The following is an 11,064-nucleotide window of genomic DNA, read 5'->3' on the forward strand; positions in this document are numbered from 1 at the left end:
GTTTCGGGCCGTTTGGTGTTTCACACGTCGAGGCGGTAGCCGCGCTTGACCACGGTTGTGATGAGGCCGGGGATGCCGATGGTGTGGCGCAGTCGGCTGATCGAGACTTCCATGACGTGGTCGTCTCTGGCCCCGGGCAGCGCCGCAGTGAGTTCGGCCCGGCTGACGACGGAGCCGGGGTCGGCCGCCAGCCGACGCAGTAGCGCGAGCGGGGTCGCGGGCACGGCGACCCGTAGCCCGGCGACGTCGACGATGCTGCCGCGCAGCGTGATGGGCCCGTGGCGGGTGTCAATGCGGGTCACTCGTTCGTTCTCGAGGCGCTCGCAGACGAGCCTGATGAGGGCGCCCATCCGGAATCTCTCGGGCTGCAGGGGTCGGATGCCGTGGGCCAGCAGGGGCGCGGCGGTCACGGGCCCGACGACGGCAGCGATGACATCAGACCTGAAGGCGTCGAGGAGCTGTTCGAGCATGCCCATGCCTTCGGCTGCGATGAGGAGTGCGTCGACGGCGGGTGCGCTCGTGAAGGTGACGACGTCGAGACTCCGCGCGCAGGCGCACTCGATGAGCCTCTGCACGCGTTCGTCGGCCCGGCCGATGTGATTCCAGCTGTAGGGGGCGACGGTGAGTACCCGGTGTCGTTGCCGGAGGCGGTCGAGCTGCCGCTCGTCGGTGGTGCCGTGGAGTTGCACGGCGATGACGAGGCCGGGCGGGGTCTCCGCGAGGGTTCTGGTGACGAGCGATTCTGTTGTCTCGGCGTCGCTCATCCCGTCGTCGTCGAGGCCTGCGGCTCTGATCCCGCCCCGCGTTTTGGGCCCGCGCACGAGGATGCGGGCGCCGCGCAGCGTGTCGGTGAGCTGGTCGCCGATCCCTGCCGAGTCGGCGACCTCGAACCAGCGGCGGATGCCGTAGCCGGTGGTCGCGAGCAGCACGGCGGGTGCGGCGGCGATCATCGCACGGGTGTCGTCGATGAGGGGGCTGTCGGCCTCGGCGTGGGTGACGCGCAGGGTGGGCGCGTGCACGACGCGGGCGCCGCGGCGTTCGAACGCGTCGATGAGGTCTTCGGATCTGCGGTCGGAGGTGACGCCGATCCTGAACCCCTCCAGCTGGTCTGGCCTGAACCCGGGCACGGCGTCGCTCATCAGATCTCCGTGAGCGACTCGGCCCTGCGCAGTATCCGGTCGGCCTCGTCGTTTCCGTCGTGGGCGAGGCGCACGACCTCCCCGATGACGAGCACGGCGGGCGCACCCACCCCGGCGAGGGCGGCCGCGTCGACGATGCCGTCGATGTCGGAGATCGTTGTCTTCTGCTCGTCGCTGTGGCCGCGTTCGATGATGGCGATGGGAATTGTGGCGGTCATCCCGTGCCTCCGCAGCCCGGCGACGAGTTGCGGCAGCGTGCTGACGCCCATGAGCACGACGATCGTGCCGCCCAGCCCGACCAGGTGCCGCAGTTCGTCGTCACTGAGGGGGTCGTGCCCTGAGACGACGGTGAACATGTGGCTGACGCCTCGGTGGGTGAGCGGGATTCCTGCGGCGGCGGGCACGGCGATGGCGCTCGTGACACCTGACAGCACGGTGACGGGGATGCCCGCCGCACGACATGCGAGCACCTCTTCGCCTCCGCGGCCCAGCACGTAGGGGTCGCCGCCCTTGAGCCTGACGACGTGGGCTCCGCTGCGGGCGTGGTCGATCATGAGCAGTTCGATGCCGTGTTGGCTGATGGGGTGGTGGCCCGGTTTCTTGCCGACATCGATGAGGAGCGCGCCGGGGGAGAGCCGCGGCAGGAGGGTGTGGGGCGCGAGTCTGTCGTAGAGCACGACGTCGGCGTCGGCGAGGGCCCGCACGCCGCCCACGGTCATGAGCTCCTCCGATCCGGGGCCGCCGCCGACGAGGGTGACGCGACCCGCGCCGTGCCGGCCGCTCATGACCGCGGCCTGACGGGAATGGTGCCGCCCGAGATGAGCACGGTCGCCGGGTCGGCGAGCTCCTCCGCAGTCGGGGGCCGCGACTGCCCGCGCTCGGCGACCCGCGGGAAGCCCACATCCGGGGCATCCGGAGCATTGATGAAGGAGCGGAATCGACGCAGGCGTTCGGGGTCGGCGAGGGTTGCCGCCCACTCGTCCTCGTAGCCGTCGACGTGCCTCGCCATGGCGGCCTCGAGGTCTGCGGCGAGGCCGAGCGTGTCGTCGACGACCACCTGGCGCACATGTTCGACGCCCCCGGGGAGTTCCTCCATCCAGCGGGCGGTGCGCTGCAGCCGGTCGGCGGTGCGGATGTAGTACATCATGTAGCGGTCGATGTAGCGCACGAGGGTCTCGTCGTCGAGATCGGAGGCGAGCAGCTGCCCGTGCGCGGGCTGGTAACCGCCGTTGCCGCCGACGTACATGTTCCAGCCCTGATCTGTCGCGATGACGCCGACGTCCTTGCCGCGCGCCTCAGCGCACTCGCGCGCACAGCCTGAGACGCCGAACTTGAACTTGTGGGGGGCGCGCAGCCCGCGATACCGCAGCTCGAGCCGGATGGCCATGCTCACCGCATCCTGCACGCCGAAGCGGCACCAGGTCGAGCCGACGCAGCTCTTCACATTGCGCAGCGCCTTGCCGTAGGCCTGACCCGACTCGAAGCCCGCATCGACGAGGATGCGCCAGATGTCGGGCAGCTGGTCGAGCCTGGCGCCGAACATGTCGATGCGCTGGCCGCCGGTGATCTTCGTGTACAGCCCGAAGTCGGTCGCGACCTGGGCGATGACGGCGAGTTTGGCCGGCGTGATCTCGCCGCCGGGGATGCGCGGCACGACAGAGTAGCTGCCATCCTTCTGCATGTTCGCGAGGGCGCGGTCGTTGGTGTCCTGCAGGGTGCCCAGGCCGTTGTCGAGGATGTAGCCGTCGAGCTGGCTGGCGAGAACGGATGCGACGGCCGGCTTGCAGATGTCGCAGCCGCGCCCCGTGCCCAGCCGGGCGATGATCTCGGTGAACGAGGTGAGGCCGAGCACCCGCACCGACTCGAAGAGCTCCTGCCTGCCGATCGCGAAGTGCTCGCAGAGGGCGCGGTTGACGGTGATTCCGGCTTTGCCGAGTTCGGCCTCGAGCAGCTTCTTGACGAGCGGAACGCACGAACCGCACTGGGTGCCCGCTCTCGTGCACTCCTTGAGGGGGCCGAGTTCCGTGCAGCCGTGTTCGTGCACGCCGGCGCGCACCGTGCCTGCGGTGACGTTGTTGCAGGAGCACACGAGTGCGCTGTCGGGCAGCTCGTCTCCGCCGGGGGCGACCGCGCCCGCGACAGAGAGGTAGGCGCCGGGGTCGGCATTGAGCCGGCTTCCGAGCAGGGGGCGCAGGGATGCATAGGGTTCGGCGTCTCCGACGAACACGCCGCCGAGCAGGGTGCGGGCATCGCCCGACACGACGAGCTTCTGGTACAGGCCGCGGGCCGGGTCGGCGTAGACGACCTCGAGTGCGCCATCGGCCTCGGCGCGGGTGTCGCCGAAGGAGGCGACGTCGACGCCCGAGAGCTTCAGTTTCGTCGCATCATCGACCGTCGTGAACTCCGCGCTGCCGCCGAGCAGGCGGTCGGCGACGACCTCCGCCATGGCGTTCGCGGGGGCGACGAGGCCTGTGCACCGGCCATCGACACAGGCGACCTCGCCGATCGCCCAGATGCGGGCATCCGATGTGCGGCAGTCGGCCCCCACGACCACACCGCCGCGCTCGCCGAGATCGAGCCCGGCGTGCCTGGCGAGCTCGTCGCGGGCGCTGATGCCGATCGCGAAGATGACGATGTCGGCCGGCACGACCGTGTGGTTGGTGAATTCGACGCCGGTGACGGCGCCGTCCGAGACGAGGATGCGCCGCGGCCGCTGGGCGAGATGGAGCGCGATTCCCTGCGCCTCGATGAGCCGCCCGAGCGCCTGGCCGGCACCCTCGTCGAGCTGTGCGCTCATCAGCCAGCCGCCCGAGTGCACGATGGCGGCCTGGGCTCCCCGCCGCTGCAGCCCGCCCGCGGCCTCGAGGCCGAGCAGGCCGCCACCCGCCACGAGAACCCGGGGCGGCCTGCCGAGCACGCCGTGCAGGCGTTCGACCTCGGCGAGCAGCCAGTCGATGTCGTCGAGTGTGCGATAGACGCGTGCATGCTCAGAGCCGGGGATGTCGGGCACCGGCGCGGTCGACCCGGTCGCCAGCACGAGCTCGTCGTAGTCGACGATGTCGCCCGTCGATGTCGTCACCGTCTGCGCCGTCCTGTCGATCGACACGGCGGCCTCGCCGATCCGCAGGGTCACCCGCTCCGACTCCCACACCGCCGGCGCGAGCGACAGGTCCTCATCGGAGTCGAGCCTGCGGCTGAGCGCGACCCTGTCGTAGGGCAGCCGCGCCTCCTCGGCGAGCACGGTCATCCGGATGCCCGCGGCGGTGTCGCGCGAGCTCAGCGCCTCGGCGAGGCGGTGGGATGCCGGCCCGCCCCCGATGACGACGACATGACGTTCGGGTCGTGGGCTGACGGTCTCGGTCATGGCGTCCTCGCTTCGGCGCAGCAGCGCTGTTCGGGCGGGTCGGCCGCAGCGGCGGGGCCGGTCGGTGAACGGTTCTGCCCGGGGTGCCGGATGCGCCGCGAGCAGTCTCGAGCGTATGGGCGCTACATTTCGGCGCCGTTAAGCCGATGTGACCTGCGCATCACATCGCCCCCACAGGGGTGCGCGTCGCGTGTGAGGGATGTTTCACCCGCCTGAAACATGGCGACACGGTCGTGAAACACCGGGCGAATAGCGTCGACAGTACGCCGCCGCACAACCTTGTAAGGACACCAGGATGACGATCATCATCGATGCCGAGCTTCTCGATTCTGTGACCCCCGGCACGGCAGTGCTCCCCGGCACGGCAGTGCTCCCGGGCACGGCAGCGCCGGCCAATGCCGAGACCCTCGTCTGGGTTGCCGCCTGCCACAGCGCCGAGCTCGAACTCGAATGGGGTGAGGCGATCCTCCTCGGCACGAAGCAGCTCGCTCTCTTCAAGCTCGCGCCCGACGAGGTCTACGCGGTGTGCAATCGCGACCCGCACACCGGTTCGCCCGTCATGGCCCGCGGCATCGTCGGCTCGCGTGGGCTCCGCCCGACGATCGCGTCGCCCCTTCTGAAGCAGCTGTACGACCTGGAGACCGGCGAGTGCTTCTCCGACCCGCAGCTCTTCCTGCGTCCCTTCCGCACCCGCATCCGGGGCGGTGTTGTGGAGGTCGAGGTTCCGCAGTGATCCCGGCGCTCGCCGCGATCTCTCACGGCACCTCCTCTCCGCAGGGTCAGGCGGCGGTTGCAGCGCTTGTGGAGGCGGTTGCCGGGCAGCGGCCGGGGCTGTCGGTGCGCGGCGGATTCGTCGATGTGCAGCGCCCTGATGTCGCCGAGACCCTCGCCCGTTTCGCGTCGGGCGAGCAGGTGGTCGTCGTTCCGCTGCTCCTCTCGGCCGGGTACCACGTGAATGTCGACCTCGTCCGCGAGCTCGACGCGGCCGCGACGGCGACGGTGCTGGCGGATGCGTTGGGCCCCGACCGCAGGATCGCCGGCGTTCTCAGCGACCGGCTCGCGGGGGCGGGGCTGCGTCGCCCCGACAGGGTGGTGCTCGCCTGTGCCGGCTCGACGGACGCAGCAGCAGTCGACGACTGCTTCGAGGCGGCGCGGATGCTCTCAGCTGAGCTGGGAATGCCGGTGCGGGCCGGTTTCATCTCGGCTGCGCGCCCCACGCTCGCCGAGGCCATCGCGATGGAGAGGGCGGTGGCGCCGGGTTCCCGTGTCGTCGTGAGCAGCTATCTGCTCGCCCCTGGTCACTTCGCCGATCTGGCCGCCGCCGCGCCTGCCGATGTCGTGACGGGTCCGCTGCTGCTGGCCGGTGAGCATCCGCCTGCCGCGCTCGTCCGTGTCGTGCTCGACCGTCATGCCGCTGCGGCCGCGCTGCTCGAGCGTGTGCTCGTTGCGCGGTAGCGCGGTCGACGCCGTCCGTGCGGCGGCTGCGTAGACTTCACGGGTGCGCATCGACATCGTCACGATCTTTCCGGAGTTCTTCTCCGTGCTCGACGTATCCCTGCTCGGCAAGGCCCGACAGAACGGCATCATCGATCTGGGCGTGCACGATCTGCGCGACTTCACGCACGACCGGCATCGTACCGTCGACGACACCCCGTACGGCGGGGGAGCCGGAATGGTCATGAAGCCGGAACCGTGGGGCGAGGCGTTCGATTCGATCCTCGGCGAGACGCGTCCGACGGTGATCTTCCCGTCGCCTGCGGGGGAGGTCTTCACACAGGCCACCGCGCGGGAGTTGGCGGAGCATCCGCATCTCGTGTTCGGCTGCGGCCGCTACGAGGGAATCGACCAGCGTGTCGTCGACCACACGGCGTCGCGCGCGGAGGTGCGCCTCGTGAGCCTGGGCGACTACGTGCTCAACGGGGGAGAGGTCGCCACCATGGCGATGATCGAGGCGATCGGCAGGCTCATCCCCGGCGTCGTCGGCAACCCGGAGAGCCTCGTCGAGGAGAGCCACGAGGACGGGCTGCTCGAATACCCGAGCTACACGAAGCCGGCCAGCTGGCGCGGCCACGATGTTCCGCCGGTTCTTCTCAGCGGCAATCACGGTGCGATCGCCGCCTGGCGTCGCGAGCAGCAGATCGAGCGCACGCGGCGGGTGCGCCCCGAGCTGCTCTCGCCCTCCGACTTCGACTAGACGTTTCTTCAGGCACGCCGTCTACGCTTGAACCATGTGGTTTCGTCGGGCGTTCTTCTACGCCATGTATGGCGCGCCGGTCGTGCTGCCCCTCTGGCTCGTTCTGGCTCGCACGTTCATCCTGCGCGTCGACGAGTGGGAGATCCCGTTCCTCACGTTCGCCGCGGTGGTGCTCGCCGCCGTGATGGCGGTCGTGTCCGGCATCGTCTGGTTCCGTTCGACGGTGCGCCGCGAGCGGGCCGTCTCCTGGCTCGACGTGGGCGTGCTGGGGGCCTGGTATCTCTCGATCGTGTTCGCGGGGCTCGTCGACCATGCTGCGATCTCGATCCCGGTCATCCTGATCGCGGTCGTCGCGTTCTGGTCCTCCATCTGGCAGCTGCTCACTGAGACCGGGCGGCGCGTGAAGAGTGCGCTCGCCGGCCTTGACTACAGGGCCGAGCCCGCGCAGGAGTACAACGCCACCCGGCGGGCCACCATGGCGCCGCAGTCGGGGCCGACGGCGGATGCGCCGGGGGCGGGCCAGATCATCCGCATCGAGTCGCCGACAGATCCGGATGTCGGGGGAGCCGCACCGAATTAGCGGATGCGGCGTGCCGTATGGCAGAATAGGTGTTTGTGCCTGCGCACGGCTCTGCCACAGGGGAGCCAGCAGTTTCACGGCACCTTCCATCTTTCTGCAGTACTGAGATCGCGGTCGACCTGTGGCGGTCGCAGAGAGCGAACCATCATGCATATTCTCGACTCCGTCGATGCGGCATCACTCCGCAACGACATCCCGGATTTCCGCGCCGGCGACAACGTCAAGGTGCACGTCAACATCATCGAGGGCACCCGCTCGCGTGTCCAGATCTTCCAGGGTGTCGTCATCGGCCGCCAGAACGAGGGCGTTCGCGAGACCTTCACGGTCCGCAAGGTCAGCTTCCAGGTCGGCGTCGAGCGTACCTTCCCGGTTCACTCGCCGGTGATCGACCACATCGAGGTCGTCACCCGCGGTGATGTTCGCCGCGCCAAGCTGTACTACCTGCGCGAGCTGCGCGGCAAGAAGGCCAAGATCAAGGAGAAGCGCGACAACTAGTCGCACGACTTCTCGCGGCACACCTCGGAGTGTGTTTTCCTGAGCTCCCCACCACATAAACTGGCGGGGAGCTCAGGGGTTTAATGACACAAGAAGAACCGGCCGTGCGGCCCGATACCGCGACGACCACGACCACCAGCCGCGGTCGGGGAGTGAGGCTGTTCCTTCGCGACCTCCTGCTCATCTTCCTCGCTGCGGTCATCATCTCGGTCGGCATCAAGACGTTCCTGGTGCGCTCGTTCTACATCCCGTCTGCGTCGATGGAGAACACGCTTCAGATCAACGACCGCATCATCGTGAACCAGCTGGTTCCGAATCTGGTCCCGGTCGAGCACGGCGATGTCGTCGTGTTCCGCGACCCGGGCGGCTGGTTGACCCCGATCCCGACCGAGCCGCGGCCCGCCATCGTCGAGGCGTTCGACTGGGTGCTGTCGATGATCGGGCTCAGCGCGCCCGACAGCAATGACCACCTCATCAAGCGGGTCATCGGGCTCCCCGGCGACGAGGTCGCCTGCTGCAACGCGCTCGGTCAGGTCTCGGTCAACGGCGTTCCGCTCGACGAGCCGTATCTCAAGCTGCCCGATCGCGTCACGAAGGCGTCCAAGGAGGACTTCGCCGTCACGGTTCCGGAAGGCAAGCTGTGGGTGCTCGGCGACAACCGGTACAACTCCTGCGACTCCCGCTGCAACGCCACCGGGTCCAGTAAGGGGTTCGTCCCGCTCGAGAACGTAGTCGGGCGCGCGATCATGATCAGCTGGCCGACGGCGCGCTGGGGCTGGCTCGACAACTACCCGACCGTCTTCGACGGCGTCGACGAGTCCTCGGCACCGGCGGCATCCGCGGGGCACTGACATGGCGGTGGCAGACCCGACGCTCGAGTTCGAGCAGTCGCTCTTCGAGGGCGGCGCCAGCTTCGTCATCGGATGCGACGAGGTCGGCCGTGGCGCGATCGCTGGGCCCGTCGGGGTCGGCATGAGCGTCGTGGCCCCCGGCATGGCGGGCATTCCTGTGGGCCTGCGCGACTCCAAGATGCTCAGCGAGAAGAAGCGGGAGCTGCTCGCGCCGCTCGCCTCGGAGTGGGCGCTGCACAGCGCTGTGGGCCTCGCATCCGCCGACGAGGTCGACAGGCTCGGCATCACGGCGTGCCTCGGGCTGGCGGGCAAGCGGGCGCTCACCGCCCTGCACGAGGCGGGTGTCGCCATCCGCAGCAGCGTGATCCTTCTTGATGGGCACGCCGACTGGCTGAGCCCCGCGCTGGCCAGTCCGCTGCGCGTGCGCACCCAGGTGAAGGCCGACCGTGACTGCGCATCCGTCTCCGCAGCATCCGTCATCGCCAAGGTCCATCGCGACCGGATGATGATCGAGGCCGATTCGCGCATCCCCGGTTACGGATGGGCCGGCAACAAGGGGTACGGCAGTGCCGCGCACTATGAGGCGATCGCGCTTCTCGGCCCGAGCGAGCTGCACCGGCTCAGCTGGTTGAAGCAGCCCGCGCTCGGCTGAGGGCGGCGGATGCACACTGTGCCCCGCAGCGCGGCGACAGCGTAGGATTGAGGCGCTATGGATGACGACGACTTCGAAGACTACGACCGTGAGGTCGAGCTGGCGCTGTTCCGCGAGTACCGCGATGTGGTGTCGCAGTTCCGCTATGTGGTCGAGACCGAGCGACGCTTCTATCTGGCCAATGAGGTGGAGCTGGTCCGCCAGGACACCGAGAACGACTTCTACTTCGAGCTGAGCATGAAAGACGTGTGGGTGTGGGATGTCTACCGCTCCGACCGCTTCGTGAAGGCCGTGCGCGTGCTCACGTTCAAGGACGTCAATGTGGAGGAGCTCAGCTCCAAGGAGCTCGAGCTGCCCAAGGAGCTCGCGCTCGACGAGTAGCCGCAGGCCGTCTCTGAATTACTGAGCTGCCGAGCTCGCTACTGACCTGCCGAGCAGGTGTAGGTTCCGGCCGACTGACCCATGATGGTGCTGGGCAGCTCGACGGAGGTGGGGGTCGGCGGTTGCGTCGCATCCGGTGCCGTCGCTTCGCCCGTGGCACCGGGGTCGGCGGGCGTCTCGGGCGTCTCAGGCGTGGCCTCCTCGACGGGCGCGTTCGGGTCGACGCTTGAGCCGTCTCCCGTGTCGCCCGTGATGGTGATCGGCTGGTCGGCGGCGATGGCGTCGAACAGGATGCTGGCATCCGACTTGTTGGGGATCACGACGCTCAAGCCGCCGCTCGTGCCCGTCCCGCCCGGGTAGCGCACGAAGTTGACGTTGTCGAGGGGGATGTCCTTGAGGGCCAGCGCGATGGAGGCGAGCGTGGTCACATTCTGCAGGCTGTTCGACATCTCCATGTTGCTGACGGCGGCCTGCGCGAGCCCGTAGACCTTGACGGGGTCGGAGAGGGTCTCGGCGCTCTTGATGGTGCGCGCGAGCGAGGAGAGGAACACCTGCTGGTTGCTGATGCGGCTCAGGTCGCTGCCGTCGCCCACGCCGTAGCGGGTGCGCACGAACTGCAGGGCGTCCCAGCCGGAGAGGGTGTGCTCGCCGGCCGTCAGGTAGAGGCCGATCTGCTTGTCGCGGATGTCGGATGCGACGCACACGGGAACACCGCCGACGGCGTTGGACATCTGGATGACCCCGTCGAATTCGATCTTCGCCGCGAAGGGGATGTCGAGGCCGGTGAGGTCCTTCACCGTCTCGACTGTGCACGAGAGGCCGCCATAGCTGAGTGATGAGTTGAGTTTCTGCGCGCTCATGGCGCTGTGGCCGTCGCAGGAGGGGATGGGCACGAGCAGGTCGCGCGGAAAGCTGACGACGGTCGCGTTGCTGTGGTCTTCGGAGATGTGCAGCAGCATGGTGACGTCGGCGAGGTGTTCGCCGCGCTCACCGTAGGCGGGGTTGCCCTCGCCGCTGTCGCTTCCGACGAGCAGCAGGTTCACGCCGCCCTCGATGGCGCCGATCTCGGGGATGTTCTCCTCGCCTTCGAGCGCGACGCCGGGCTTGATCTGGCTGGTCAGGTTCCACACGGCGACACCGGCCACGCAGAGCGAGCTGACGAGCACGACCGCGAGGCCGGCACCCACGAGTTTGAGCACGCCACGGCCGGCGCCGGTGCGGGGCAGGCGGCCATGGCGGGCCACGGTCGCGTCGGCCTCGGTCGCGGGGGAGCTTGCGCGTCGTCTGGAAGTCACAGCCGCCCACACTATCCGCGCAATATCTGAAGGAGCAGTGAGAGCGGATGCGGTGGGTCGCGTCTTCTCCGCATCCGGATGCCTCGCCGCGGTCTCTTCACAGATCTCCGGGC

General features: G+C 68.8%; 12 protein-coding genes. 8 read left to right on the top strand and 4 right to left on the bottom strand.

Annotation, left to right across the window (positions count from 1 at the left end; genetic code table 11):
* Positions 1-20: 20 nt before the first annotated feature.
* Genes FB562_RS03270 through nirB form a run of 3 tightly spaced genes read right to left on the bottom strand, consistent with a single transcriptional unit; the run spans position 21 to position 4,503 of the window.
* The gene (locus FB562_RS03270) at positions 21-1,139 is read right to left on the bottom strand and encodes a uroporphyrinogen-III synthase (RefSeq protein WP_141879831.1); all 1,119 of its coding nucleotides are present in this window, start codon (positions 1,137-1,139) and stop codon (positions 21-23) included.
* Positions 1,139-1,924: a uroporphyrinogen-III C-methyltransferase gene (cobA, locus tag FB562_RS03275; RefSeq protein WP_141879832.1), complete on the bottom strand. Its 786-nt coding sequence runs from the start codon at positions 1,922-1,924 to the stop codon at positions 1,139-1,141. Before cobA ends, FB562_RS03270 begins: the two co-directional genes overlap by 1 nt.
* Positions 1,921-4,503 carry a nitrite reductase large subunit NirB gene (nirB, locus tag FB562_RS03280; RefSeq protein ID WP_141879833.1) on the bottom strand — a complete coding sequence of 861 codons (2,583 nt, stop codon included), beginning with the start codon at positions 4,501-4,503 and terminating at the stop codon, positions 1,921-1,923. Before nirB ends, cobA begins: the two co-directional genes overlap by 4 nt.
* A 295-nt stretch (positions 4,504-4,798) precedes the next feature.
* Here nirB and nirD point away from each other — a divergent pair, with 295 nt between their 5' ends.
* The 8 genes from nirD to FB562_RS03320 all read left to right on the top strand — a co-directional run bounded on the left by nirD (position 4,799) and on the right by FB562_RS03320 (position 9,656).
* Positions 4,799-5,236, top strand: a complete 438-nt coding sequence (nirD, locus tag FB562_RS03285) for a nitrite reductase small subunit NirD (protein ID WP_141879834.1) — start codon at positions 4,799-4,801, stop codon at positions 5,234-5,236.
* Positions 5,233-5,958, top strand: coding sequence for a sirohydrochlorin chelatase (locus FB562_RS03290; protein WP_141879835.1), 726 nt, complete (start codon positions 5,233-5,235; stop codon positions 5,956-5,958). Before nirD ends, FB562_RS03290 begins: the two co-directional genes overlap by 4 nt.
* 43 nt (positions 5,959-6,001) lie before the next feature.
* Entirely contained in the window at positions 6,002-6,697 is a 696-nt protein-coding gene (gene trmD, locus FB562_RS03295) for a tRNA (guanosine(37)-N1)-methyltransferase TrmD (protein ID WP_141879836.1), read from the top strand.
* A 34-nt stretch (positions 6,698-6,731) separates the two neighbouring features.
* On the top strand, positions 6,732-7,277 hold the full coding sequence (locus tag FB562_RS03300; RefSeq protein ID WP_141879837.1) for a hypothetical protein: 546 nt from the start codon (positions 6,732-6,734) through the stop codon (positions 7,275-7,277).
* Between the two features lie 147 nt (positions 7,278-7,424).
* Entirely contained in the window at positions 7,425-7,772 is a 348-nt protein-coding gene (rplS, locus tag FB562_RS03305; protein WP_141879838.1) for a 50S ribosomal protein L19, read from the top strand.
* Between the two features lie 83 nt (positions 7,773-7,855).
* A complete protein-coding gene (gene lepB, locus FB562_RS03310) occupies positions 7,856-8,623 on the top strand; it encodes a signal peptidase I (protein WP_141879839.1) in 768 nt (255 codons plus the stop codon).
* 1 nt (position 8,624) lies between these two features.
* Positions 8,625-9,275, top strand: a complete 651-nt coding sequence (locus FB562_RS03315) for a ribonuclease HII (protein WP_141879840.1) — start codon at positions 8,625-8,627, stop codon at positions 9,273-9,275.
* Between the two features lie 57 nt (positions 9,276-9,332).
* Positions 9,333-9,656, top strand: a complete 324-nt coding sequence (locus tag FB562_RS03320; RefSeq protein ID WP_141879841.1) for a DUF2469 family protein — start codon at positions 9,333-9,335, stop codon at positions 9,654-9,656.
* Positions 9,657-9,694: 38 nt separating this feature from the next.
* Here FB562_RS03320 and FB562_RS03325 read toward each other — a convergent pair whose 3' ends face one another.
* Complete coding sequence (locus FB562_RS03325; RefSeq protein WP_246081324.1) at positions 9,695-10,951, bottom strand: LCP family protein; 1,257 nt, start codon at positions 10,949-10,951, stop codon at positions 9,695-9,697.
* Positions 10,952-11,064 lie beyond the last annotated feature (113 nt).

The sequence above is a fragment of the Homoserinimonas aerilata genome, from assembly GCF_006716125.1.
GTDB classification, from domain to species: Bacteria; Actinomycetota; Actinomycetes; order Actinomycetales; family Microbacteriaceae; genus Homoserinimonas; species Homoserinimonas aerilata.